Origin of the sequence: Paraburkholderia ferrariae NBRC 106233 (genome assembly GCF_000685035.1) — a bacterium.
In the GTDB taxonomy this organism is placed as follows: Bacteria; Pseudomonadota; Gammaproteobacteria; order Burkholderiales; family Burkholderiaceae; genus Paraburkholderia; species Paraburkholderia ferrariae.
The window spans coordinates 143,727-169,520 of sequence record NZ_BAYB01000004.1 but is presented as its reverse complement, the minus strand read 5'-3'; the positions used below and the strand labels follow the sequence as shown (position 1 = coordinate 169,520).

21 protein-coding genes and 5 pseudogenes are annotated in these 25,794 nt (G+C 63.0%); 7 read left to right on the top strand and 19 right to left on the bottom strand.

The window, feature by feature from the left end:
• Nucleotides 1-283 precede the first annotated feature (283 nt).
• Nucleotides 284-1,000 (top strand): annotated as a pseudogene (locus tag BFE01S_RS37315) (RNA polymerase sigma factor).
• A 414-nt stretch (nt 1,001-1,414) separates the two neighbouring features.
• Here the strand turns inward: BFE01S_RS37315 and BFE01S_RS45560 are convergent.
• Nucleotides 1,415-1,591, bottom strand: coding sequence for a hypothetical protein (locus BFE01S_RS45560; RefSeq protein WP_245621027.1), 177 nt, complete (start codon nt 1,589-1,591; stop codon nt 1,415-1,417).
• 229 nt (nt 1,592-1,820) lie between these two features.
• A complete protein-coding gene (locus BFE01S_RS45555) occupies nt 1,821-2,579 on the bottom strand; it encodes a nitronate monooxygenase (protein ID WP_245621026.1) in 759 nt (252 codons plus the stop codon).
• A 265-nt stretch (nt 2,580-2,844) separates the two neighbouring features.
• On the opposite strand from BFE01S_RS45555, the gene BFE01S_RS04330 reads away from it, so the two are divergent.
• Together BFE01S_RS04330 and BFE01S_RS37305 are read left to right on the top strand one after the other, a co-directional pair.
• Nucleotides 2,845-3,327: a universal stress protein gene (locus BFE01S_RS04330; protein WP_028224525.1), complete on the top strand. Its 483-nt coding sequence runs from the start codon at nt 2,845-2,847 to the stop codon at nt 3,325-3,327.
• Nucleotides 3,328-3,399: 72 nt separating this feature from the next.
• Nucleotides 3,400-4,223, top strand: a pseudogene (locus BFE01S_RS37305) (pyridoxal-phosphate dependent enzyme).
• A gap of 26 nt (nt 4,224-4,249) precedes the next feature.
• On the opposite strand, the pseudogene BFE01S_RS42535 reads toward BFE01S_RS37305, so the two are convergent.
• Together BFE01S_RS42535 and BFE01S_RS37300 are read right to left on the bottom strand one after the other, a co-directional pair.
• Nucleotides 4,250-4,390 (bottom strand): annotated as a pseudogene (locus tag BFE01S_RS42535) (IS5/IS1182 family transposase); the annotation flags it as partial.
• Between the two features lie 522 nt (nt 4,391-4,912).
• Nucleotides 4,913-5,466, bottom strand: a pseudogene (locus BFE01S_RS37300) (PDDEXK nuclease domain-containing protein); the annotation flags it as partial.
• A 160-nt stretch (nt 5,467-5,626) separates the two neighbouring features.
• Between BFE01S_RS37300 and BFE01S_RS04315 the strand changes: the two are divergent.
• On the top strand, nt 5,627-6,058 hold the full coding sequence (locus tag BFE01S_RS04315) for a hypothetical protein (RefSeq protein ID WP_042337209.1): 432 nt from the start codon (nt 5,627-5,629) through the stop codon (nt 6,056-6,058).
• A gap of 184 nt (nt 6,059-6,242) precedes the next feature.
• Here the strand turns inward: BFE01S_RS04315 and BFE01S_RS04310 are convergent, their stop codons facing one another.
• Complete coding sequence (locus tag BFE01S_RS04310) at nt 6,243-7,256, bottom strand: relaxase/mobilization nuclease domain-containing protein (protein WP_028224523.1); 1,014 nt, start codon at nt 7,254-7,256, stop codon at nt 6,243-6,245.
• Between BFE01S_RS04310 and BFE01S_RS43905 the strand changes: the two genes are divergently transcribed.
• The 3 genes from BFE01S_RS43905 to BFE01S_RS04295 all read left to right on the top strand — a co-directional run bounded on the left by BFE01S_RS43905 (nt 7,255) and on the right by BFE01S_RS04295 (nt 9,209).
• Nucleotides 7,255-7,500, top strand: a complete 246-nt coding sequence (locus tag BFE01S_RS43905) for a hypothetical protein (protein WP_028224522.1) — start codon at nt 7,255-7,257, stop codon at nt 7,498-7,500. The genes BFE01S_RS04310 and BFE01S_RS43905 overlap by 2 nt on opposite strands.
• A 992-nt stretch (nt 7,501-8,492) precedes the next feature.
• Nucleotides 8,493-8,696 carry a hypothetical protein gene (locus tag BFE01S_RS04300; RefSeq protein ID WP_028200415.1) on the top strand — a complete coding sequence of 68 codons (204 nt, stop codon included), beginning with the start codon at nt 8,493-8,495 and terminating at the stop codon, nt 8,694-8,696.
• A gap of 84 nt (nt 8,697-8,780) precedes the next feature.
• On the top strand, nt 8,781-9,209 hold the full coding sequence (locus tag BFE01S_RS04295) for a hypothetical protein (protein ID WP_028200416.1): 429 nt from the start codon (nt 8,781-8,783) through the stop codon (nt 9,207-9,209).
• Nucleotides 9,210-9,287: 78 nt separating this feature from the next.
• Here BFE01S_RS04295 and BFE01S_RS37295 read toward each other — a convergent pair.
• The 14 genes and pseudogenes from BFE01S_RS37295 to BFE01S_RS04225 all read right to left on the bottom strand — a co-directional run bounded on the left by BFE01S_RS37295 (nt 9,288) and on the right by BFE01S_RS04225 (nt 25,794).
• A pseudogene (locus BFE01S_RS37295) lies at nt 9,288-10,078 on the bottom strand (DNA adenine methylase).
• 15 nt (nt 10,079-10,093) lie between these two features.
• Complete coding sequence (locus BFE01S_RS04285; RefSeq protein WP_028224521.1) at nt 10,094-11,143, bottom strand: relaxase/mobilization nuclease domain-containing protein; 1,050 nt, start codon at nt 11,141-11,143, stop codon at nt 10,094-10,096.
• A gap of 1 nt (nt 11,144) precedes the next feature.
• Complete coding sequence (locus BFE01S_RS04280; protein WP_028200418.1) at nt 11,145-11,666, bottom strand: hypothetical protein; 522 nt, start codon at nt 11,664-11,666, stop codon at nt 11,145-11,147.
• 10 nt (nt 11,667-11,676) lie between these two features.
• A complete protein-coding gene (locus BFE01S_RS04275; RefSeq protein ID WP_028224520.1) occupies nt 11,677-13,236 on the bottom strand; it encodes an LPD7 domain-containing protein in 1,560 nt (519 codons plus the stop codon).
• A 45-nt stretch (nt 13,237-13,281) separates the two neighbouring features.
• Nucleotides 13,282-15,195 (bottom strand): PriCT-2 domain-containing protein, encoded by a 1,914-nt coding sequence (locus BFE01S_RS04270; RefSeq protein WP_028224519.1) that lies wholly within the window; start codon nt 15,193-15,195, stop codon nt 13,282-13,284.
• On the bottom strand, nt 15,192-16,973 hold the full coding sequence (locus tag BFE01S_RS04265; RefSeq protein ID WP_028224518.1) for a type IV secretory system conjugative DNA transfer family protein: 1,782 nt from the start codon (nt 16,971-16,973) through the stop codon (nt 15,192-15,194). Before BFE01S_RS04265 ends, BFE01S_RS04270 begins: the two co-directional genes overlap by 4 nt.
• A complete protein-coding gene (locus BFE01S_RS04260) occupies nt 16,970-17,371 on the bottom strand; it encodes a hypothetical protein (RefSeq protein ID WP_028200423.1) in 402 nt (133 codons plus the stop codon). Before BFE01S_RS04260 ends, BFE01S_RS04265 begins: the two co-directional genes overlap by 4 nt.
• A 14-nt stretch (nt 17,372-17,385) precedes the next feature.
• Nucleotides 17,386-18,525 carry a P-type DNA transfer ATPase VirB11 gene (virB11, locus tag BFE01S_RS04255; RefSeq protein WP_028224517.1) on the bottom strand — a complete coding sequence of 380 codons (1,140 nt, stop codon included), beginning with the start codon at nt 18,523-18,525 and terminating at the stop codon, nt 17,386-17,388.
• A complete protein-coding gene (virB10, locus tag BFE01S_RS04250; RefSeq protein WP_028200425.1) occupies nt 18,522-19,724 on the bottom strand; it encodes a type IV secretion system protein VirB10 in 1,203 nt (400 codons plus the stop codon). The genes virB11 and virB10 overlap by 4 nt, the downstream gene beginning before the upstream one ends.
• The gene (locus tag BFE01S_RS04245; protein WP_030101808.1) at nt 19,717-20,553 is read right to left on the bottom strand and encodes a TrbG/VirB9 family P-type conjugative transfer protein; all 837 of its coding nucleotides are present in this window, start codon (nt 20,551-20,553) and stop codon (nt 19,717-19,719) included. Before BFE01S_RS04245 ends, virB10 begins: the two co-directional genes overlap by 8 nt.
• A complete protein-coding gene (locus BFE01S_RS04240) occupies nt 20,550-21,284 on the bottom strand; it encodes a virB8 family protein (RefSeq protein ID WP_028224516.1) in 735 nt (244 codons plus the stop codon). The genes BFE01S_RS04245 and BFE01S_RS04240 overlap by 4 nt, the downstream gene beginning before the upstream one ends.
• A 177-nt stretch (nt 21,285-21,461) precedes the next feature.
• Entirely contained in the window at nt 21,462-22,106 is a 645-nt protein-coding gene (locus BFE01S_RS04235) for a type IV secretion system protein (protein WP_245621034.1), read from the bottom strand.
• Between the two features lie 62 nt (nt 22,107-22,168).
• Complete coding sequence (locus BFE01S_RS04230; protein WP_028200429.1) at nt 22,169-23,326, bottom strand: type IV secretion system protein; 1,158 nt, start codon at nt 23,324-23,326, stop codon at nt 22,169-22,171.
• On the bottom strand, nt 23,323-25,794 hold the full coding sequence (locus tag BFE01S_RS04225; protein ID WP_028200430.1) for a VirB4 family type IV secretion/conjugal transfer ATPase: 2,472 nt from the start codon (nt 25,792-25,794) through the stop codon (nt 23,323-23,325). Before BFE01S_RS04225 ends, BFE01S_RS04230 begins: the two co-directional genes overlap by 4 nt.

Genomic DNA, 25,794 nt, shown 5'->3' with positions numbered 1-25,794 from the left:
CCTTAAGTCAGCGGCCGGTCGACTGCCACAAACAGATACGCGCGCTTCATCCGTGCCCCTTCGGGGCCACCTCTCCCGCCAAGGATCTGTTTGCTCATACGGTGACTTGGAATGTCGAAGGCGTTCGATTCACACGAAATCTCGCCAGATGCATCGTGGAGTTACGTGGCGCGCCAGACGGCGCCGTTATCCGTACTTGTGCACGCTCCACACCACAATGCGTGGCACACTGATCGTGCTATGACGGATAAGAGATGAGTGAGGGCGACCCGGCGAGGTGGCCATGACAGACATCGCTGAAGCACATTCAACGTTTGCCGCAGGCGACGAACGCGAGGTGGTCAGGCGCATCGTCGCGGGCGATCGATCAGCGTTCGAATGGCTGATGTGGCAGCACAATCGGCGCCTGTATCGTCTGGCGCGCGCCACCTTGCGTGACGGAACAGAGGCGTAAGACGCGCTGCAGGCCGCGTATCTGTCAGCCTACAGATCGATTGCCCGGTTTCGCGGAGACGCCACGCTCCTTACCTGGCTATCCTGACTTGTACTCAATGAATGCTATGGACGCCTGCGCCGGGCAGCACGCCGGCAGAACGTAATTCCCAGGGTGGACGCGAACGCTCATGTCGATATCGATGCCATGACCGCGCAGGATTCCGATTCCCCAGACAAGGCGGCAGCGCGCGCCGAGTTGCGAGCCTTGCTCAAGCGCAAGCTGGATGAACTGCCGGAAGTCTTTCGCGTTGTGTTTGTGCTGCGTTCGGTCGAGGAATTGAGCGTCGAGGAGACGGCACAGTGTCTCGACATCCCGGAAGCGACGGTGCGCAGCCGGCATTTCCGCGCGAGGAGCCTGCTTCGTGAATCGTTGGCGCACGAGATCGATCTCGCCGAGCGTGACGTATTCGAATTCGGCGGCGCCCACTGCGACCGGGTGGTCGCCAACGTACTATCGCGGGTAGCCGGCAAGGATGACCAGGACAGTAGCGCACCCGCGATATAAATCGCCTCTCCTCGTCAGTGCCTGTCGCGGTATATGGGTGATAGCGAGCATTCTCGCCGTGGCGGCAAGTTCGAGCGCGGAAGCACAGGCGATCAGGATCATATCGGGTACCCATGGTACGCACTGCGGAACGCCACGCGCCGACGCGGCTCGTGACCTCGCGCGTCAGTGCGACGGACTGTAGACCTGCCGGTACATCCTGCGCAAGGCACTCACGGGTGCGCCATCCAAAGAATGCCACAGCGACCACATGGACTTTCATGTCGAATGGGTGTGTACCGATACCGAATTCCACGCCGCCACGATCAGCGCCGGATCTGCGTCGGGAAGTCGACTCGTGCTGAGTTGCGTCGAAGAGACCGGCTCGGGCAGATAGACCTTGCCGTGCGGTCGTCCACGTTCGACGTGACCGGATCAGGATCGGGCACGTTGATCATCTGGCGAACGGTTCACTAACGACATCAGGTGTGCACATAACGATGCGATCCGCGATGAGGCATCGTTTGCCTCATTCAACAGCCGCTCGATGACCTCGGCGGCGCTGGAGACCCGTTCGACGAGCGCTGCCGATTCCCCGGCATAGAGCGCCATCTGCTCAAGATCGCCGGTCGTGCTGCGTAGAGGTGAATCGGTGCTGAACCGGTAGATCGGCCGCCCGTCGTCATAACCGATCAGATCGCGCGACAGCCTGTCCGGGGGTGTCCAAACAGCTTATTTCCAGCTTTCCCGGTCACGCTGTTTGTCAGGACGCGCACGGGAGAGCGAGGCGGCCAGTTAATCGCAAACAGATCGGTATAGACCGTATCCCCAGCCTGGGCGGCTAGAATGCGCTGTTTGTGATAGTCATGAGCGAAAGACTCGTGGGTGGCGAGGGAAAGCGTACCGCAGTGAATTCCGCTGCGCCGAGCGCAAGCGCCGCAACGAGACCCTCACCTGTCGCGAAGCCACCCGATGCGACAACCGGAATGCGCACGTGCCTGACAATCTCTGGAAGTAACGTCAGGATTCCGGTGCGCGCACGCACGTGGCCGCCCGCTTCGATACCCTGCGCGATCACCACATCGGCCCCCGCCTTTTCCGCGGCAAGCGCGTCTTCGAGTGACCCGACCTGATAGAGCACCAACGTGCCAGCGTCTTTCGCTTTCGCGAGCACTTCGGGTACGACCTCCCAGAAGAAACATATCGCGGGAACGCGGGCGGCCAGACAGACGTCGAGTTCTGCCGCGAGAAGAGCGGGGTCCGTGGCCGAGGGAATCAGATTCACGCCGAACGGCTGATCCGTTGCAGCCCGCACCGCAGCAATCTCGCGAGAAATCAGCTCAGGCGATTCACGCAGCATACCCAGCAGGCCAAATCCGCTTGCATGGGAAACGGCCGCGGCGAGCTCGGCACGCGCCGGGCCGCCCATGCCCGCCGAGATGACGGGGTACCGGCAGCCCAGCAGCCGGGTCAGTGGCGTAGCAAATGAGGTCATATCGATAGCCATCAGAATGCCTTTTCGATTGGGGATGGAAGTGCCCTGAGGATCGACATGTTGATTTCCCTCAGCGCCCACCAGTCCGGTGACGGGCTCCGCCATTTGTGCAATCCGGGAACAGCTTCCGTCACTTCCTATCATGACATGATGGTTTCGAAAGACGGACCCATACCGCTTCTGCTCGAACCAGTCGGGTAGTCGGGGGGGAAACACAAATACATCACATGATGATATATAATGATTTCGACGTGATATGACCTCCGACGTTGTGCCGCTGCGCTCTTGGGCGACGGGCATTCGAAGGGTTGCGCATCCGCCGCCTGGCTGCTGCATAGCGGGGCTTTCCTGAATCGAAGCGAGTGACAATATGTCTGCATTCGGGCGCATCCTATTGTGTTATGACGCAACCCGTGAAGGGCGGCGGGCGTTACGTGATGGCGCCTCATTAGCGGAGCAGCTGAACGTGGAAACGCACCTGCTTGCCATTCTGAATAGCCTGGCGTGGACGCAGGGGGTCGACGTTGCGTCGGCCGTGCCGTTCGATGCGTTGGAGCAGTCTGCGAGGGAGATCCTCCGCGACGGCATCGAGACACTCGCTGCGCGCGGAGTCATCGCAACGCCTCATTTCGCGATTGGCGACCCGCTGGACCATATTCCGTTTTTTGCCCGTGAGCTGAAGGCCGATCTGGTTGTCGTGGGACATCGCCGAAGCGGCCCCGTGCGGCGATGGTGGAGTGGCAAGAACGATAGATTGCTGCTGGACAGGGTTTCCTGCGCAGTACTGGTCGCCATGGACCCGGAACACGCCAACGCTCACGATCCGGCAGAGACACTCTCAGCGCATACATAAGGGCATCAGGAAAAGCTCGTAGCCAAACGATCCGACAGCCGTAGTTCCCGCACCTCCCTAATACCAAGGAACATGACCTACAGAACCATTGACGCCGTCATTGGCAATACCTCTCTCGTCGAACTCGTTCGTCTTCCCGACGAAACAATCCGGGCACGCAACAACGTCATCCTCGGCAAGCTGGAGGGCAACAGCCCTGCGGGCTCGGTCAAGGATCGCGCGGCGCTCTCGATGATCAGATGGGCCGAGCGTCGCGCGCGTATACGGCCTGTGGTGCTGCTCATGCCAGAGGATGTCTCAGAGAAACGGCGTCGCAGCATGGCGGCGTACGGCGCCGAAATAATTCTGACGCCTGCCAAAGGCGGTATGGAGTGCGCGCGGGACATGGCTGCGCAGATGGAACAGGAAGGCGGCGGCATCGTCCTCGATTAGTTCTACATCCCGACAATCCGCTTGCACATTATGAAGGCACCGGTCCGGAGATCTGACGTGAAACTCAGGGACCGGTCACGCATTTCGTTTCGGCCATGGGGGCGACCGGAACTATCATGGGTGTAAGCCGGTTCCTGAAGGAACAGAATTCCGCCGTTCAGATTATCGGGTTGCAACCTGACGAGGGCTCGCGGATTCCGGGCATACGCAAATGGGCCGACGGATATCTGCCTGCATTCTTTGAACCTGCGCGCATCAATCGGATCGAATCGGTGGGTCAGGCAATGGCTGAGGCCGCAGCGCAATGTCTTGCTGCGATCGAGGGGATTTTCTGCGGAATTTCGGCGGGTGGCGCATGCGCTGTGGCAATGCGCATCGCCCGGGAAGTCGAGAACGCTACGATCGTGTTCGCTATTTGTGATCGCGGCGACCGTTACCTGTCGACAGGCGCGTTTCCAGCGTGATGGACATCGCGAGGGCTGATCCCCGGCTGCCGGATCCGACCGACCGTTTTACCCCAGCCGAAATGCTCCTCGATGCGCTTGCGAATGATCTGGCTGATCCGGTAGCTGGCATGCCGGGACGTGCGACCATCGATCGCGCTCCCGCCGTGGCGCTCATCGTTGCGCGCACGCTGGCTACCCGTCGGCGCCCAGCGTCATTACGCCAGGTGCCATGCGGCGACGTCATGCGGTTCATATTGGGGCCAGTGTCCGCAAACGAAGGGGATGATAGCTCTGATTCCTACCCTCCCCCATTGACCGGAACTGCCATTCGAGTGGTTTGAGCACGGTGCCGCTTTGCGAAGGGCGTCCATCCAGGATACGAGTCAGGTCCCATGCCTCGATAATCGGCGCGCTTTCGCGCAAAACATGGATGGGGTGCCACGAGCCCGCAGGCTACCTCAAAGGGCAAAGCAAACAGGTCGCATCATTTTCAATGCTGATAAGTCGTATTGGCTGCGTTGCATTTAATGATCTGGCGGCCCGCAGACTGCTCCGGACATGCAAAGTCGAAATGCGGCCGCCCCTTTGCAACCATGCACACCGGCGACAATGTCGGTTCCCTCCGCAGGTGTTCGGCCCTCTCCTGCTCGTGCGCCGCGTTCTGGCTTCCCCTCATTCAAAGATCCGGGCTCATCACGACGGTTTGCTCATGCTACGAGCCACCAAGGCGCTGGTTGATCAGACAATCCAGAGGCTTTGCCCGTCTGGAGTTCCGCCTCAATCTGCTCGATCGATGGCAGGTTAGGCATCAGAGGCGCCGGGATATCGCGCAGCAGCTGATACTCAGCGACGCCCATAGGACTTGCAATCCCGCGCAGCGCGTATTCGGCGACCAGGCGATTATTTTCCTTGCACAGTAGCAAGCCTATCGTGGGCTCGTCGTGCGGCCCTTTGACTTGGGCATCCACGGCTGAGAGATAGAAATTGAGCTGACCGGGATATTCGGGCTTGAATGGCGGTGTTTTCAATTCGACGACAACGTAACACCGCAGCTTGAGATGGTAAAAGAGCAGGTCGACAAGGAACTCGTCTCCTCCGACTACCAGGCGGTATTGCCGCGCCACAAATGCAAACCCGGCACCAAGCTCAAGCAGGAAACGGGTGATGTGCCGGGTGAGCGCGTTTTCGATGTCCCGTTTCTGAGCGCTTTCCGTCAGGCCCAGAAATCGAAGATGTAAGGATCTTTGAGTTGTCCTCGTGACTGATACAAATTGCCTTTGTCCGAGCCGACCGACGAGAATCGCCGTATTCTTCAAGCAACCGTCTCTATTTGGATAAAAAGCAGCGCAAGGATAGCGCGCACCGAATCACGCTCTTTATCTGTAGTCGACCGCATATCTCCACAGTCCATCGATCGAGGAGTGAGGCAGTGGAAATTCTTAAATGTGCCGTTAGGCGCGCTGGTCGCTCTTGTGAAGGGCATCCAGTTGTTCGACAGCCACAGCCGTCGCCGTTTCGGCCATCGCTTTTTCACGCTTCGCGCATTCTGGCTGGCTGCACTGGGCATCAACCTCATGTGGCTGGGACATTATTGCTATGCGAATGCTGTACGCGATCATGCCTCCATTAATGAGGGACTCGTCCTCTTCGTTCTGAGCATCGTCGCTATTGTCTGGATGGCCTATGAAAACATCTGTGAAACGGATCTTGCCCACGGACTGGCCGGCTCGGCATTGCAGTTAGCGTTGTTCTTCCCCGTGGCACTTTACAGCCTCCCGCTCCTCCTGATTGCTATGGCAATTGTGCTGTTCGCATCCTTCAAAGCTGGGCCGGCGTGGCTCGTCCATCGCTAAGCGGCAGTTAGCATTCCACACCGGCGCTCTATATCGTGCCGTCTCGCTCTGCACGCAGCACACATTGGAGCAATGCCTCTGGGTAATCTGACCTATTCCAACTGAAGGGGATCAGTTCCTTATGCGAAGTGGTACTGTTCGCGCCTCTGGCCGTGATCCACATGTCTATTATCATCTCCGCCGATCAGCGCTCCACATCCGGCCCGACATCGTTTGACCGGCCATCGCTTTCCGATACCGTGCGAGCCGGCTGGTCCTGCCCGATATCTCGCTCTCGTTCCGCTGCATGCCTGTCACGCTGTACCGGCATCGCGCCAACGAAATACGCCATTTCAACCGCCATCACACGATCCTCGCTCACACGAGATTCTGCCATCGCGTAGGCGAGCTGGCGCCATGCAGCAAACACCCCACCGTGTGCAACCCAACGCGCCTCGCGCTGCGCATCGTTTGCGACGGCCCGCCAATACTTCGGTACCTCGCCGCGCTCCATCATATGCACGATTTCTGGTATGGAATACCGTTGTGTGACACCGCGGATTCGCCCGGAGGTGGCGTTCGCCCCCACACCATGCGCCCGAAGTTGCACTGCAAAATACTCACGCCACCGCTGAAGATCCTGGTGACGTGGATTCAACCGACGACCGTCCGGCTCTCGCACCTGCACACTCAAATGCACATGCGGATGGGCCTCATCGTCGTGTGCTGCAAAGACATACGCGCGTCCGTCGCCAAACTCGTGCGCCGCAAAATCACGCGCCGCATCGCGCACAGCCTGCCGGTTCGTTCCCGGCGGCATCGACAAAAGGATATTGAATACTTCGCGGCGAGTGCTGGTGTCCGGTATCCCCCATCCTGCGAACTGCCAAGTTCGCGTGAGGTCGCGCAGCGCATCGACGCCGGAAATCCGGTCGCCGTTCTGATCTTCCAGATCGACCTGGCCGTTACGCGAAATGTAACGAAGATGCCGACGTACAGCTCCTATTCCCTGGGCACTAGACGCCCTGTTGGTGATGTTGACCATCACCTCCGGGGTCCGCTTCAGCGTTCGAGCCAGTTGGCCGCGCATGCGTGAAGCCTCATCCCGAATGTCCGCTCGTGAAAGCCGTGACGCCCGCGCATGCCTGAACGGCTCCTGAAATAACCGATCCCCCCAGTTCAGGAGCATCGCGCCGACGTAAATTTTCGGATAAGGCATGTTACCGGCTCCATCGATCGAGGTTGGCGCGAATCGCACCCACGACAGCACGCAGATGCGCGTCAATCTGTTCCCGGATGCCTCCAAAATCAGCCAGTTCCTCGCACGTGAACTCCGCTCCACCGCCGCGCGTAAGCTGCCCCAACGACCGGCTGACGACAGCGAGCTGCTGGTTCGACGCCGACAGCAAAAGCAGTTCCCGGCCTCCCAACTGGGGCTCCCGCGCCAGCTGCGCGCGGATTAGCGCGACGATCCACCGGATTTCGATACGAATGCGCGACTCTCCGGCTATCGGCTGTGCGAGCCCAGATTCGATCGCAACAGGTCGATCGCCGACGATCGCGGCCCGAAGGCGCCTTTGAATCGAAGACTTTCAGAGTCGGCACCGGAATATCCTCCTTTCCGAAAGCGTCCAGCATGCGTGCGGCGTGCTGCTGCACACGGGAAATGGAACGTTCGCCAAAGCCCTGCTCTCGCATCGCTGCGCTCAGGACGGCCAGGTGCAGCACGCGCCCTTCATCCGTCCGTTACGCGCCGCGAGGACGCTGCGACTCAGGCTCTGCGGCAGCCTCTACATGCAGGTCGGCATGAGGTTTCAGACCTACGATCGCATCCCGCAACCCGTTAAAGTCAGGGGCACACGCCGCGTAACTGCCACCGGTCAGTCGCCCGACGGTGTTCGAGACGTCGGACGTGGTTGGCACGCTACGACCGGAACTCGTGGCACTGTGCTGGCGCCGATTGCGAGGTGCAAGCCGCTACCGCTTGCGCTGCAACCCGGGCAGTGTCGAGCCGGCGATGGCGGAGTTCACCTCGTCCTAGCAGGACAACATCTGACACTGGGCTTGCGTGACCGCGCTGGCGTAATCCGTTCTTGTTTTGCACCAGACATATGGGCGTTGCCTTGTGGCCGCGAAGCCCGATATTCGCGAATGCTGACGGCAACTGCGTTCCGCCGTAGCCCGCGGACGGTTCGCCGATGAAGCGACTTGAGGAAGCGCAAATGCCCGGAACAGACAGACACGATACTCTCGTCGCCAGTTAACTGGCCGCACTCAAATGGCCCGCGCCCCAACGGAGCCTCGCCGCCCACAGTGAGCCCGCCTCCCAACAGCAGGGTCGGCTCCATGGTCAGCGTGTCTTCGGTGACCGCTGATCGACTGTCGCTATCTTCGCTCGACTCGCTCGTCAAGGGAAATCAGCACTACAGCAACGGTGATGGTTGTATGACCATGGATGGCAGTCCTCGCGATTATCTCCATCCTTGTCGTTCCCGCATTTGCAGACAACGGACTTCTGGCTTCGCTTGCCAGCGGCATCATTGCAATTGCGATGCGTTTCATGGTCACGTACGCAATCGCTGCGGCAACGCAGTCGGCAATAGCCGTCCATGTTCGCCGCCACTACATTGCATTCGTCAGCCAAACGTCTATTATTTGACGGGTAAAACTTTGCTCCCGGCTGAAGCCCTCCGAGCGGGCCGGGACATCCTGACGTTACATTTCGTGCCCGAAGGAGCACACCATGGGCTTCCTGAAACTGGCGTTGATCATTACTGCCCTCGTCGCCGTGGCGAAGGGGATCCAGCTATTTAACCCGCATTGCCGGCGCCGTTTCGGCCACACGTTTTTCACCCTGCGAGGATTCTGGCTCGCGGCCATCACAATCAATCTCATCTGGTGGGGACTGTACTTCTGGGCCAAAGCGACCCAGCAACACACTCCCACGTCCGACGGGCTGATTCTCATCGCTCTTGGTTTTGCTGCAACCGCGTGGCTGCTCTATGAAAACATCCGCGACACGAATCTACTGCATGGCATCGGAGGATCATCCCTTCAGCTTGCGCTGTTCTTTCCGTTGGCCGTATGCAGCTTCCCCCTCCTTCTAGTCGCGATGGTCGTCATTGTCGTCGCCTCGTACAAGGGTGGCCCCGCCTTGTTCATCGATCGCTGAAGCTGAGGCATCCGCACACTGCTGGCCCGAAGCCGGGCCGAGACACGGGATAAGTTCCCGTGGACATCACCTTCCGCCTCAGAACAGCCCCGCAGGGTCCTCCGCTCTATCCAAGCTATAGATGATCAGCTCTCCGTGCATAACGGTGTTGGCCGGACCGCCAACGGTATACGCCAGTTCAACTCGCTCTCTGTCAAAGCCTGCGAACAGATCGTGAAATGCTGCGTGATCATTAGCGTAAGGATCGCACGCCCCTGCAGCCCCCTCGACGCGGCTGCCATTCGTTCATCCTGTCCGAATTCGAAGGGCACACCGTAGCCCTCTATCTGCCAGTATGGCGGGTCGAGATAGAAGAATGTGTGCGGCCGATCGTACCGGGTCACGCATGTCTGCCAGTCCAGTTTTTCGATGTAGGCGCCCGACAGCCGAAGATGTGCCGCAGATAGCGTCTCTTCGAGACGCAGAAGATTGAGCCCGGGTGGCGAGGTCGTCGCCGTGCCGAACGTGAGCCCTTCCACGCGTCCGCGGAAGCAGTTCTGCTGCTGGTAGTAAAACCGCGCGGCACGCTGGATGTCAGTGAGCGTATGCGGTGGCGTATCGCTCAGCTACCGGAACACCTCCCGGCTGCTCAACGCCCACTTGAATTGCCTCACGAACTCCTCCAGATGATGCTGCACGACGCGGTACAAGTTAATCAGACCATCATTAACATCATTTAGGACTTCTACCTCGGCGGGCGGCCGCATGAAAAACAATGCGGCCGCACCGGCAAACACCTCCACGTAACAAGTATGCGGCGGAAAGCGCTGAATGAGCACGTCCGCGAGCCGCCGCTTGCCACCTATCCACGGAATGATCGGCATCGCCATCACGGCCTCCTCTGCCTAGCGCTCCACCCCGGCATCCGGCTCATCCGGAAACAGTTCCCGTTGCCCTTCACTACGGCCTGCGTGACGCAACCCCTGCGCGTGAACTGGTTTGCGACGCCGTCGCTGTTCGTGTCGCCCGTTACGCTCCACCGATGGCCCTTCGTGCTGCACCGGCATAGTCTGAACGAAGTCCATGACCACTGCCGCCAGGCCGCGATCGTCCGAACTCTGCGAGCCAGCCATTGCATGCGCCACGCCCTGCCACGCTTCGAGCGCACCGGCGTGCGCGTCCCACAAGGCAAGGCGTGCGTAGTCGTCGAGCTCCGGCCGCCAGTAAAGTGGTGCATCACCACGTGCAACCATGTGTACGACGGCCTGTTTCGGATGGCGGCGCGTCTCGCCCCTGGCTAGTCGGTGCGTCGCATTGGCTTCGACACCGTGCTCGCGCAACTGCCTTGCAAACCGCTCGCGCCAGCGCTGCAGATCCTGCTTTCGCGGATTGAGCCGCTTTCCGTCCGATCCGCGTACCTGGACCGTCAGATGCACGTGCGGATGCGCCTCGTCATCGTGCACGGCAAAGACGTACCGCCTGCCGTCGCCGAATTCCTCCGCCGCGAACGCGCGCGCGGCGTTGCGTACCGCCTGCCGGTCTGTGCCGGGCGGCATCGAGAGCAGCACGTTGAACACTTCCCGCCTGCGGCTTTCTTCCGGGATACCCCAGCCACCGAGGTGCCATGCATCCGTCAGATCGTCCAGTGCCTCACGGCCGAGCATGGTCGTCCCGTCCTGATCCTCGAGCTCGACCCTCCCGTTACGCGAGATGTAGCGCAGATGACGGCGCACTGCGCCCATGCCCTGTGCGCCGGACGCCTTGTTCGTGATCTTGACCATCACCTCCGGGGTACGCCTGAGCGTGCGGGCAAGCTGCTCGCGCATGCGTCGTACATCGCGTTGCAGTTCGCCGCGTGACATGCGCGGTGCACGCACATGCCGTAGCGCATCATGAAAGAGCCGGTCTCCCCAGTTCAGCAGCATCTGGTCGACCCAGGTTTTCGGGAACGACATGCTAGCGGCTCCAGCGATCGAGGTTGGCGCGCAGCACCTGCATGACCGTGCGCAGGTGCGTATCAATCACGGCACGCGTGTCCTCAAGCACGCGCCCCGCCTCGCGCGCGCCACCGTGCGCCTGCAACCGTCCGAGCAGCGTCACGATCGTGGCCAGATGCTGGTTCGAGTCTGCAAGCAGTCGCATCTCGCGCTCGCCCAGTTGCGGCTCATGCACGAGCTGCGCGCGGATCACCGCAACCATCCAGCGATTGACATTCATTCCACCAGTCAATGCACGTCGTCTGGCCACTTCGAGTTCTTCCTGGGTGAGACGGATCTCGATGCGTTCGCGATGCCCGTCGACCGGAAGGCGAAGATGCCCGGACACAGGCACCCCGTCTTGCGACTCGCCCTGGCTCAGCACACCGTGGACCAGTTGCCGGACAGCGTCGGCCGCCGTTACGCCATGAAGCGCACACCATGCCTCCCAACGTGATTTCGCTCGCCCAAGATCCACACACAGTCGCGCACGTGTGGGCATGCCTGTGCTCCTACAGAGACGGTGGCGCGGGTTCTGTCGGGCCACGCTCTACCTCACGGCTCGGGACGCGCTCCGTAGCCGTGCGGGTCCGGCGGCTGCGCGTAGAGGGCGCCTCGGGATCGAATACGTGCGGTCGTGGAACCGTGACACCCTCGGACTCGAGCGCGCTCAGCAGCCGTTGCGCGCGCTGCTGCACGCGTGCAATGGATCGCTCGCTGAAACCTTGCTGCCGCATCGCGGCGGTCAGCACCGCCATCTGCACGACGCGCTCCCCGGGAGACGCGATGGAAGGCTCGCGCCGACGGGCGGTCTGCGCCTCTTCGGGCGTCGCCGGCACAGCAGCTTCACTTCTTCCGGCTTCGCCCTGTCTCTCTGTCGCCCTAGGGCGCGACGGTGTCCGCTCCTGTCCCACGACATCGACCTGCCAGGTATTGCGATAGACCTCACTTTCCGCTTCGCCGATCACGTTTCCCGTCGCGTCGAGAACCGGGACCTTCACTGTCACGAGACGCCGGCCAAGGTTTTCGAGCATGACCTGCTGTCCGGCGAGCACGCCGGAGTCCGCCACGGCCCGTTCCAGATCCACACCCCAGACAACATGGTCCGCACCACCAGTATCGCGATAGACGACGTAATACGAATCGCTGCGCGCAGGATTGTGCTGATATGGCGCACCGCCATGCTCGACCAGTTCGCCCATATAGCGCTGCCGCTCCTGTCCCTCGGACTCGGCAACGCGCGGCCCCGTTTCGGAGGCTGGAGCGGTTCGGGGCGGCTCCGCCGGCGCGGGCGGAGCCAGCGCACGAGCCTCTGGCTGCCGGGGAGCATCGCGCCTCGTCGGTTGCGCCGCCTGTGATTCGGTGGGGCCAGGCGCCACCTCGGGCGCTTCTGGTCGATTCGCAGGATCCTGCGCGGCCGCGGTCGTTTCCATCACGTCGATGCGGTTCGTCATCCGGTCACGGCGGCCTTCGGCCAGACGGGCGAAGTCGACTGCCTTCGGCTCGTATCCGCTCACCTCGATGCCGAGCAGCGTTGCCTGTACCCACACCTCTCGCCGGAACTGCTCGTGACCCGACACCCGGATCCGCCCCCAGGCCTTCGCACGGGCCATGTCGACCATCGACTCGACGACATCGGGCCGGTTGTGCTCTGTGACCAGATACCGGCCGATGTCCTCGAACGCGAGCTGATGCGGCGCATCCTTCAGGAAATACTGGTTGCCCGCCCGCAGGTAGCGCTTGCGCACCGTCTCCGGCGGACTGCCCAGCGGTGCCCAGCGCGTTGCGGATGCGTCGTCGGTGCCACGGGACGCCGCCTGAGACGCCGGTTGCCGTACAGTGGCCTGCGACGGGGCGTCCGCCTGGATGGCCTGATCGCGCAGCCGCGCCCGCGCTGCATCGAACTCGCGGCGCCGGCGCGCGGCCAGTGCGTCGGCCGCGGTCTGATCGAAACGCCTCGCGCCCGCGGCCCCGCCCTGCGGATCCGGGATGGGTGGCGGGTCCGGCTCGATCACGTTGATGACAGGTTCGTCGGCATGCGGGCCGGAAGAAGTTGCGGTTTCATCCATCATGGATCTCCCTCTGATCACTGCACTGGCGGGCAGAGCGTCGCACGCTCAGCGTTGCTGCCCCTGTCCCTGCTCCTGCTCGCGGCCGGTGCGCTCTTTCGACTGCGCGAGTGCCGCAGCCCGTGCTTCCCTCACCCGGGTCCACGACGTGGCCTGCAGCTGGTCAAGAGTTGCGTCGAGGTCGTTTCCGAAACCCACCTCGCGGGCAGACTTCTTCAGCGATGCCACCGTGCGCTCGAGCTGGTCGCGCGCACGGTCCCACGGATACACTTTCGCCCGTGCGCCGTCGTAGCCGACCTGCACCTCCGCCCCATTGAGGCGCTGGTTCTCGTCCATCCACCGCAGCCGGTCCGAGACGAACTCCATGTCCGACTTCTCATGGAACACAACGCTACGCGTGGACACCTCCTGGATCAGATAGTGCTCCGTGTTGAACACCTCACCGCGGTACGGGCCACCGTTCTCGCGGGGCGTCGCCATACGGATCTGCGCGCCGAAGCGGTGCTGCGCGAGTGCCCTGATCTCGCCTGGTACCTCGTCCAGTCCGTACAGTGGTTCGCCCACCTGCCGGCGCGCCGACGCGTCCACGCCGCGCTCCGGTGCGGGAGCTGGCTTCGACGCATCCACTTCCCGCCGGTCCGGGTCCGGCGGCTGCGACTGTGCCTGGGCAGTTGCCGGCTCTGGTGCCGATGCCGTGCTCTCCTGCCGCGTCGGTTCCAGCGCATCCTGATGGCCGGCCCGACGACGCGAAGTACGGTGCCGACCGGAAACCTCTCCATCTCCCACGAGTTTCTCTTTCACATTGCCCATTGCATGGTCCTCCTTCAGTGCATGATCTTCCTTCAGTGCGCCGTCCGATCCCTGTGCAACCACGGCCTGTCCGTCGGCTACATCCCGTTGCGGTGCTCCGTACAGCGACTCCCGTAAAATCTCACCAACGACACCGGGCCCGGAGAGCACCGCCATGTCGTCGAAATCAGTCGGCACCTCGCCGGCAATCCGTGCCTGCGACGCGAAGCGTGGCTCGGCCAGCAGCGATGACGTGCTGAGCGCGGCCTGCTTCGCATGCTCATACCCGGCACCGAGATCGGCGAGCACCAGCATCTCCGCTTCCGGGTACCGGCCGCGCCACATCGCCGCCACCGGCCTCAGGTTGCCGCTCGACAGTGCGGCGACGCTGAACCAGCCGGTCGACTGCCATGCTGCCAGCGCCGTTGCCACGCCTTCGGCGATCAGGATGGGCGTCACGGCGCCATCACGGAACCGGTCTGGTTCCACCACCCAGTAGCCGCCCGACTTCGCGCCACCTGCGAGAGCCGACTTGCGCCCTTCGGCATCGATCAGTTCCAGCGTCGAGAGGGTGTCGCCGATGCGGACCGGCACGACCAGCACGCGGCCCGTGAGCAGCTCTTCGGCACTACGCGGCGCGTATCCGAGCAGCGCGTGCAACTCTTCGGCCTCCAGCTCGCGCAGCGTCGGAACGGCCCTCACCTGCTTGCGTCCGAGATACGGATGTCCGGGGCTCACCGGCCGCGCCCACTTCCAGATTGCCAGCGCCTCCCGCGCGACCGCAGCCTGTTGCGCGCGCACGCGAGCCTCGACCCTGCCGTCCTGCCCCGCCCCGTCCACGGATTGACGGGGCGGCGACACGCGCAGCCGCTCCGCAGGATCCATCGCTGCGCGCGAGCCCCTGACATCGAAACCGTGCTGCTGTGCGAGCCAGAAGAGAGAGGCAAGCGTCTTGCCGCCTGACTCGCCAGCCGAGCGCCACGTCACCCGCGCCGCACGCTCGCTGTAGTTGTGGGCGGTTCGGCTCCACTCGTCCCAGATGTCGAAGCCCGCTTCGCCAAATCCCTGCTTGAGCGCGAACGCCATATCGACCCACGTCATGTAGTCCCCGGCAGGGATCATGGCGAGTGCCGCACGGGCGCGTTCTTCTTCGCTCAGGTATTGGGCATTCATCGGCGTTCTCCGTGAAGCGGCACGACGTTCGAGCCGTCAGCCGTGCGCGATGCCGCTCGCCCACGTGGCGTACGCGGTGCGCCGGAGGCGCGCCTGGTCTTGCGCCCAGGCGCCCTTTCAGTGGGTCGCAACTCCGCGACGTCGAGATCGGTCGGCGACAGCCGCCGCGCCGCCATGGCAACGCGCGTAGCTGGCACACCCAGCAGCATGAAATGTCGCTCGACGTAGGCGGCCGCCTCTTCGTCACTCACGTCGTTGAGATCCCGCGGCAGGTCGCGCGGATCCCAGGCCTGCAGCACTTCCAGATACTCAGGGGGAATGTGCATCACACCGGCTTCGTCCACGTCGTCCGGTTGCACATCCCTCACCCGCCGCTCGACCTGGGTGATGAAACGCACGAGATCCATCGCTGGAATTGCTGGCGCAGCCACCAGGCGTGACGTGAAAACGGGATCACGCCAGTAGCAGATCCGCTCCGCCAGGATCGGCTTCGTGTTTTCGAGCAGGATGATTTCGCTGTCCCGCCCGAGCTCCTTGAGTTCCTGTGGCAGCAGCAGCGGCCGGCGCTGCTCGGAGAAACTCTCGCTCGACCCGCCGCGACCGCCGAAGATCGCGTTCGATCGGCTCACGCTGCGCGAGCGGTCTGTGAAGGTACCGAGCATCTCCGAGTATTCGTTCGCGTCCTTCTGCTCACGCGGCGCGTAGATGATCTGCATCGCGTGATTGGTGACGAACGTCCTGGCATCCGCCCGGCCATAGACCGACTCAAGCTGCGACACCGACTGCACGATCGAGAGCAGCCTCAGGTTGTATCCCGCCATATAGGCGACAGCGCGGGCGATGATGTGGATCTTGCCGACCGACGTGAGTTCGTCCATCAAAAGCAGGCACTGGTACTTCAGCTCCGGGTTGTCCTGCGGCAGTTCCTTCGTGTTCAGGTTGACAACCTGCGAGAACACGAGGTTCACCAGGAGCGCGGCCTCCGTCAGATGGTCCGGTGTAATGCCAATATAGACCGACATGCGGCGCTTCCGGACGTTACGTGGGTCGAAGTCGCTGGCACTCGTCGCGGCGTCGACAATCGGATTGGCCCAGATCGTGAGCGGCGCATTGAACGTCGCGAGGATGCTGGCGAGCACCTTGTCGTCGTTCGCGAGAAAGCGGTTGAGCGCGTCGGCGCACGCGCCACTGAGCAGCCGCCGGTTCTGCAACAGCGCCTGCTGCAGGTATGCCTTGACGGGCATGCCGTTTCCCGATGACTGCCGCAGTACCTCACCCATCGTCACCGGGTAGTCGGGCACATCGGTGTTGCCGGTGCGACGCACATCGCGCCACTCGCACAGCAGCAGCACGATACCGAGAAAGAGGTTGCGTGCCTGGTCCTTCCAGAAGTCGTCGTGACCGCCGACCGGATACAGCGCGTAGCCAATCGCCAGGATGTCGCCAACGCGGAATACGCTGTCCGGGATCGCCGACAGCGGGTTATACCGGTGCGTACGGCCGTCCTCCGCAAACGGGTTGAACAGGTACACATCGTGCCCGTGCGCACGTCGGAATCCCGCAGTGAGATTGAAGTTCTCCTGCTTGATATCGAGCACAATCACCGAATCCGGGTAGCTGAGCAGATTGGGCACCACGATGCCCACACCCTTGCCCGAACGGGCCGGCGCTGCGAGCAGCACGAACTGCTGCCCGGTGAACCGCAGATAGCGGCCACGCCAGATGCCCACGACCAGCGGCGGGTCGCTGTACGCGCCTGAAGTCGCCCTCGTGTTCATAGCAGTCCTGCCCGGCGGATGTCCGCCTCGTTTGCGAACCGCGCGCTGCCGTAGAGGCGCCGGCGCCTGGACTGTTCCAGAAGCGTGTAAACGCCGAGCGCGGGCGCGCCGAACGCCAGCAGCAGGCCGAACAGCGCGGCCCCGGCGAGCCGCCGCCCCTGCTTCGGCAGGTGTCCGTCGTACCAGGCCATCGCCGCATCCGGCCACGCATGAAACCCGGCATGAAGCGGGTTGACGTGCTGACTCGCGACGAAGAAAAACGAAGCCAGCCAGAGGGCAAGCGTCAGCCCGGCCGCCGCAGCGGCCATGACCGCAAGCGTGACCAGCACAAGCATCACGTGGTAGCCGATCGCCTTGCTGGTCGACCGTCCCGTTGCAGTTCCCTTTCCGATGTCCATGGCCTGTTACCCCTTCACCGGAAATCCGCGTGATAGTCCGTCTGATGGCGGCGCAGCGGATCGAACCAGACCTCCGTCATCGACCAGCGTCGGCCGGTCTGAGCGCCAGATTCATCGAAGAGTGCGGTGGCCTCCATGTGCGCCACCACGTCGATCGTCATGAAGAGCAGCCGACGCAGTGCGACGTCGTCCCATGTGGCGGCTTCGGGATGTTCCTTCGCCATCAGCGAGAACCGCTCGATGGCGACCGATGCGCTGGACGCGTGATAGCTCGTGATCGAACCGGAGTGCCCGGTCGTCAGCAGCTTCAGGAAGTCGTACGCTTCGCTGCCTCGCAGTTCGGCGAGCAGCACTCGATCAGGGCGCATGCGCATCGAGCTTGCGATCAGATCCGCAGGTGTCACCCGTGCGTGGCCGTGGCCACCCTTGCTGTAAATCAGGTGGACGCAGTTCTCGATGTGATGGATAAAGAGCTCGCGCACATCCTCGATCGTCACGATGCGTTCAGTAGCCGGGATGGACCGGCACAGCGTCTTCATGAAGCTCGTCTTGCCCGAGCCCGTACTGCCCGCGATCACAAGGTTCAGCCGGCCGCGCACCGCCCGCTCGAAGAACGCAGGGAACTCGCGCGCTTCGAGGCACCTGGCGAGATCACGATCCAGTTGACGCAGTGCCGGCATTGCCTCATCGAGTCCAGCCGGGCGGTGCCACGTGGTCTGCGCGAACAGGCCCTCGTTGCCGTAGGCGTCGAGTGTCTTCTCGCGCGACGACGGACGGCGGATCGTCACCGATACGGTACGCGGCGGCACCACCGGCGGGATCACGATCTGGACGCGCGCATCACCGGGCAGCAGCGCGGAGAGCACCGGATGCAGCGCCGAGACCTCCTGGTTCGTGAGGGTGGCGATCGCCACCGCGAATGACATCAGGCGCTCGAAGTCGAGGTCCGCACAGTCGTGTGCCTGCCATCCGAGATGGGTTTCGGTCAGCACGCGCTGCGGCCGGTTGATCACCAGCTCCGTGAGCGCCGGGTCTGCGAGCAGCCCCGCGAGTGGGCGCATCAGCTCGCGCACCGAAGCATCCTCTGCCAGCCTCGGCAGCAGGCCGTCGGCCGGTACCGGCGCTTCGCTCAGGATATGGGCCGACGCGTTCATCGCGTACCCCCTGGCTCCAGCGCGTAGACCGGACTGAAGTCCAGATCCCGGGCAACGATAATCGCGAACTCGGCCCCCTGGTTCTGTGTCAGTGTGGGCGGAATGTTGATCGTGCTGTCAAGCACGCGCGAGGCCATGTCATTGCCCTGCTGCTGCGTGTTCTCGAATACGACCGAGCCGTTGCTGTTGCCGCCACGCGTCGCGAGATACCCGATCGCATCCTGCGTCATGCCAAGCAGCATGGCCGCGCCGATACGCTCGCCCCAGTGATTGTTCACGTAGCCGCTCACGCCGATGCGCCCCAGCGCGTCCGCCGCGGGAGAATCGATCTCGACGGTCACACCTTCGGGGGTCTTGATGCGTGCCGACAGGATGAATACCCGCTTCTGTCCGGGCGCCAGGTTCGAGCGGTACTCGCTGTTAATCTGCGAGCCGCGCTCGATCAGCACGACACGGCCGTCATCCGAATAGACGTTCTTCGTCACCGTGCAGGTCGAGATACCCGCCTGGGTCGAATCAAATGCCGTATCGCCTGCGCAGTCGATCTTGGCGCCTTCCGCGAGGATCAGGCTGCGATTGCCGAGAAAGCCCGCGCGCACTTTGGACGTCACCGTCGGCGTCAATGCCTGGGCCAAAGGACCGCTTCCCTGAGACTGGCTGCCGGATACGACAGTCGCTCCTGGCGAAACGCCTGGCGCAGATGCCGTCGGGCCTGCCCCTTCGTCGGCAGGGCCATTGCCTGCGCCCGTACCTCCGGTGGCGAGTAGCGGTGCGTCGTAGTAGCTGCGAGCTGGTGCAGTGTGTACGGGTGCCTGCCGCGTCGATACCGCAGCGGGAGCCGACGCAACGGCGGCTGCTCCCGCCGGGCTGGTTGCGGCGGCAGCAGCCGATGCCGGTGGGTTCCCGTCGCCGAACACCCGTCCCTGGGACGGCTGACCCTGTACGGCATCCCGTCTGGCCTTCTCCGCCGCATCGTGCCGCACAAGAAACCCGTGGATCGTCCAGGCCGCTCCACCGATCACGAGAGCCACGATGACCAGCGGCGCAAGCCACCAGGCACGGGCTCGGCCACCCTGCTGCCCCAGTTCCGGCATGCCGCGATCGATCGGCTGGTTCGCAAGGTCACCGTTTATGGTATCGGTGACCTTCGCCGGGTCAGTATCAGGCGCAATAACATTGCGCGACGTTTCTTCATTCATGACCGTCGCTCCGCAAGACACGCTTCACACCGCTGACCGTCGTACCATCCGCCGGTGGCACGCCGTCCACATCGAACGCGTCGTTCCACAGACCGACTACCTCGTCACCGAGGCGCAGGACGAAGCGCCGGGCCACCTCGTGCACGACGATCACGTCGTCTTCCATGTGCCGGTCAACCACGCTTTCGCTGCTGTCATCGGCGACGCGGAAGATCGCCGGAATGCGGCGGTTGTTCGGAATGCGGATGTAGGTGAAGCGCCCGTCATCCCATGCCGCCGTCGGCGCGATATCCTCCGAGTGCGGCATCACCTGCATCGAGTAAGCCGTGTTGCGCACCGCCGGCGCCTGGTCGAGACGCTGGCGCACGAGGGCGGCGTCGTCTGCGGCCTTTGTCTTCACCGCCTGTGTGTCCGGATAGACGAACGTGATGCGGTACATCTCGTCGTCGTTGCCGAAACGGGCCTTCAGCGGCAGTGCGACCAGGTCGAAGCTGTAGCTGTGCCGGTCCGTCCGGATTTCGAGGTTCGTGTCGTGCGCAGCACGCTGCGGCTTGAGGTAGACGTCGTGGTCGCCGCGGTTTGCGACCACCTGCCATCCGTCCCGGTCGCCCGGGGCTACGACGAGGATGTGCTCGGACGGATCCAGCGCAATGTGCGTGGCGAAGCCGCGTTGCGCGATGACCCGCACCACCTCGTCCTGCCGGTACACGACCTGCCGTACGCGCGAGTCACCCGACCAGCCAGGCACGTCGTAGGCAAAGGCGCCGGCGCATCCCCCTGCCAGCCCGGTCACCAGCGCGGCGGCCCTCACCAGTGTGTTCAGTCTCATGGCGCACCTCCCGCAGCAGGTGACAATGTCGGCGACGCCGCCGCAGGGGTGTATTCGGGATCGCGGCTATACGCCGTCACCCTGAAGCCGAAGGGATTCTCGATGGCCGTGCGCTCCCGCGTGAAGACGGACGGCCGGTATGTGAAAGCGAGCGTGATGACGAAGCGCTGCGGCGGCTCCGCGTTATCGATGCCGTTCTTCCAGGTCGTGCGTTCGATATGCACGACAGCACGGCCGGGTTCGTCCGGCACGAGCGTCGTCGAGAGGATGCGGATGCGCCGCTGCGTGTTCGCCCCGAGCTGCCGGTCCAGCGCGTCGGGGCCGCTGTAGATCGACCGGTAGTCGCGCGCGACCCGGTCGTCGCTCATGTCGAGCACGCGGTCGTAGTCCATCTGCAGCAGGCCCCAGTCGTAGCGCTCGCGCGAGCGCACGTAGACTTCCACCCAGTGCTTGTCCTCGATGTCCCGCATGTGCATCTGCTTCGCGTCGAGCACGTCGATCATCTGTGCTTCACCGGTCAGACGGTCGACCTCGATCGGCAGCGGCACCACCCGGTAGAACGGGACCATCACGGCCAGTGCGACAGCACACAGGATCGCGACCACAACGGAGCCCATGGCCACGTGCCACGCACGACGCTCCGAGCGCTCCTGCAGGTGCGTGACCGACACCTCGAAATCGAGTGCGCGGCGATAGTCATGTGATTCACGGGAGTCACGCTCACTGCTCATGACCGCCTCCATCGGACGGGGGAACCGGTGCTACGCGGTTCACTGGAAAACGGTGCAAGCCGTCTGGTAGGACAGGTTTGGGCGGGCTTCCCGAGCAGCCATTAATCAGTAAAACTAATTGAATGGTAATGATGGCCACAACAGAACGGATCATGTCAGCCTCCCCAGTTTCCGAACTCAGTTACCAAAGGCCGCAGGCACCATCTGGTCCTGCAGCCGTGCGGTATTGCCGGCGCGCTTGAGCACAAGCTCCTGCTGCTGCTCGGCAATCAGCCGGTCCTCGGAATCTGCGAGCATCCTGAAAAGCTGCAGCTTCGTCATTTCATTGCCAACCGCCGTGCTCTCAATCTGGATGCGCGCCTGCAGTTCCCCGATGCCTTTCTGGTCCTGGGTCACATCGATCTGCTGCATCAGGCCCTGGATCTGGTCGAGTTCCTGGAGCTCCGTCTGATACGCCTGCGTGCCGAAGGCCTTGTCCTGAAACGGCTTGTTCAGCGCGCGCTGGCAGACCTGCAGGTCAATGCCGCGCTGGTCCTCGCAGTTGTAAATTTCGCTCGCCGAGCGCAGCGTCTGCGCGGTGCCCGTCAGACCCGCATATCCACCGTTCTGGATCGCCGTGTAGACTGACTGCCAGTTCGACGGCAGCGAGTTCGACAGGACCGGATTGCTCATCAGTGCGCCGAAGCCGCGCGTACCGCTGAGGGACTGGTACAGCTGGAGTTCCTGCTGCACTTCCTGTTTCAGTTGCCCGACCGTCGCAATGGCCTGAACTACGTTTTGCGCGTCGTAGACCGGAATGCCCTGCGCACGGGCCAGCGGCATCGTTGCGACGGTCAGCACCGCCGCTGCAACGGGGACAAGACCGGTTTGCATCAGTAACCTGATCATGATGGTGACCCTCCTGAGTTGTCCTGGTCGCCGAGGTGCTCGCGGGCGACACGCTGGTAGGCGGGTATCGAGCGATCTCTCGCGCCGCCGTCCGAAATCTTTCCGCCGGGCCGACTCGGACCGTGCCCAAGACTCACGAGCGAGCCCAGGCCCCGAACCGCACCGCGTGACGCAAATCCGGCGACGAAGGCACCAAACCCGGACAGCGTGGCACCGCCAGCGAGCCCCGAGGCGACAGCCGGCAACTGCCAGCCGATGGTTGCCAGCAGCAGGGACGTGATAAACAGACCGAATGCAGCCCCCCACGGCGCAATGGCGGTCAGTACAGCCTGGCCCGCTGCTGATAGCGCCGAAGCGTTCGCGTCTGGCGATGAAGTGGTGACGTTGAACGGCACGAGGTCGGCTGAGAACGCCGTGAGTGCCATGCCAAGAAATGCTGCGATGAGGATCTGCAGCAGCGCATAGTTGGCAATCTTCGCGGTCCACGCCTCGAAGAATCGGGCGGTTGGGCCGAATGCGCCACAGGCAATGAACAGAGGTCCAAGACCGAGCACCAGATCCAGCAGCATCCTCGCCATCGTGACCTCGAAGGCCAGGACCATCAGGAAAATGGCTCCCCCCAGCCCTACGAGGAACCCGCCGACCAGATCACCGATGCCGGCAACAAAGCCACTGATACTCAGGCCTTCGTGCGTCGCCTTGTCGAAGTAGGCATCCATCACGATGTCGATCTGCCGGTCGTAGCAGTCAAGGGTCTGGTAAATGGCGGATGCACTCGTGCCTGTCACGCTGGTGCCACTCACCGTTCCGCAGCCCGCGTTGCCTGCACCGGCATTGGCCGCCGCCGTCTGGATCGTCTGGGCGAGGCCCGTCGTCGCGCCTTCGACTACCGTGACGACCTGGGACTGGTAAATACCCGCGCCGAGCGCAAAGGCAAGCATGATGGCCATCTTCAGGCCACGCCACGCGAATGCAGGTACCGACTCATGGGCCTCGCCGCGTACTACGGCGAACCCGTACGTGAGGATCCAGATCGACAGGGCCGTCGTGACAACAGGTACCAGCGCGCTGGACAGGGCTGAGGACACGCTCGTGACATACGTTGACATGCCGTTCTCGAGCGTGCCGCCGACTGCAGCGAAAAGGCCGCTCATCGTGCTGCCCTCCTCGACACACGCGGGGTCGGTGCATTCAGGGCGCCCCCGGTCGCACGACGCTTCGCCAGCCGCTCATGAAACACGGGGAGCCACACACCGGGATCGTCGCCCACCTCGGCACGGATCCCGTCGAGCAGTTCGACGTTGTCCGTCGTCCCCGACAGGACGTCGAGCACGTCGCCGAGCCCGGCGAGATCCAGCCTGCCGATGGCCGCACGGTGGCCCTGCTTCACAAGGAACAGGCGGCTGTTCTCGCCGAGTGAGCGGACGATGTTGAATTCGGCCTCGGTCAGCTTGAAACCATGCACGTAGTCGTCGTAATCGGCGCGCGGATTCGGCAGGAAGAAGAACGTCGCGGTCTGCTCGACCAGCGCCCGCGCGATGTCGCTACGCAGCACATCGGCCGGGGACTGCGTATCGAAAATACCCAGACCATTCTGCTTGCGGATCGTCTTCTGCTTGTCCTTTGCGAAATCCGTGAAGACCGGATCGCCCAGGCGCTTCCAGAATTCGGTCATCACATAGACAAGGCGGCGCCCGTCGATCAGGCTTTCGGTCAGCTGCAGCAGGTACATCGTGACCGGTGTCGACACCTCCGGGTCGTCGAGTAGCTCCGTATCGTCGAAGCCGAATAGCTGGTTGTGGCTGAAGTCCAGCAGGTCCGACGGGTTGTCCAGTACCCACCCGAGCCGCCCGCCCGCGCACCACTTCGTGAGGCGTGCATGCAGGCTGTTTTCGCCCACGGCCGGGAGCAGTTGCCGGACCATCGACAGGCGCCGCAGCGGGCGCTCCATGCGGGAGACTTCTCGGACCGCCCGTGATATGTCGAGTTCGTCCTTCGCCGACAGCAGCGTGCCTGTGTCGACCAGACGGCGCACCAGCCGCTCCCAGAAGTCCAGCACCGCCTCGTCCGGATCGAGCTGAAACGGATTGAGTCCCGTCGGGACACCCCGTCGAAACACCGTGTAACGACCTCCCATCGCCCGGATCGCGATCTCGGTGCCCCGGTCCTTGTCGTAGACGACGCCGGTGAGGCCATACTTCATCGCCATCGCCAGCAGGAACAGTTCCAGAACCGTCTTGCCGGCACCGGCCTGCCCGATGATCTGCGTGTTGGCGAGTGCCTTCTCGTCAGCAGACTCCTTCTTTTCCGGCGTCGCATGGAAGTTCAGGTACAGGGGCTGGCCACTCGGCGTCTTCACGATCGTGATCGCCTCGCCCCACGGATTGCCGTCGCGCTTGCCGGTCGCGAAGTTGTGCAGGCTCGCGAGCCCGCAGAAGTTGCGCGAGGTGAGCTTTGCCTCCCGGGGCCGGTAGCGCCAGTTACCAGGCAACTGCGCGAACCAGGCTGCGTCCGCTACCAGATCGACCCGCGCCGTCTGGAAGCCCACGTCCGCAAGCTGCGTGCGCGCCTTCGCTACGTGCCGCGCGACTTCGTCCGGGCGGTCACCGAGCACGGCGAGCGAATAGTGATACTCACCGAGGACGAAATCACCATTGATCAGATCGTCCAGCGCCTGGTCCATTGCCTGAACCTGCGAGACTGCCACGTCCTCGCCTGCAATCATCTGGTTGCGCTGACGTTCGAGTGCCTCTTTCGCTGTGGGACGGTCGAGGATCGTGAAGCTCTGCGTCTCGATGTACTCGAAGTCACCGTAGAGCAGACCATCAAGCATCCCGGGCTCGGTTTCTTCCGGGTAGTCCTTCAGGTCCAGCAGCGCCGCATAACGCGTTGCCCCCGGCATCCGAATCTCAACCTTCTCGGTGTGGAAGAAAAGCCGCGACGTCGGCAATGCCTCGGCAATGCGGCCAGATGGCACCGGCACGGGCTCCCATGCGGCGTTAATGAGATAGCCCAGGAACTCCAGCGCCGCGGAGAACCGGACAGGACGCCGCGTGTAGCGGACCTGCTTCCTGTAGACGCCAAGCGCCGCCGGATCCCACGGCTTAAGGCCGGATTCGACCTGCGCGGCAAGCTCCGCCATCACCTTCAGGGCCTCATGCTGGTCCCGCCGGATATCATCGGAGGTACGCCGCGCCGCCTGGCTGAAAAGACGTCCCAGGCGCGTGCGGCGCGGCCGGTATACGAGCGTCAGGAAGAGTTCGTTGGCCATCATCCGGTAGCCGGCAAAGCTCGCGTAGTAGCGCGTCGCGAGTTCCTGGCAGAACCGGTTGCCGTACGGCGTGGCGAAGTGGTCGGTCACGCGCCGGCGGATCCTGTGCGACCACAGCCCGACGTGCCCGCCTGGCAGGCTGCGCACGAGCTGGTTGAATCCTTCGTGACGCACGAGGATGTCGCCCGGATCAGCAGCCTCGAAGGCAATGCCGGCGATCTTCCAGACACGCAGATAGTCCCCTTCGCGCGTGCGGATCACGTAATCATTCACGTGCGACGAAAACGGCACGAAGTCCGCGAGCACCACCTCACGTTCGGCCACGTCGATGAATTGCGGCTGCGCGCTCAT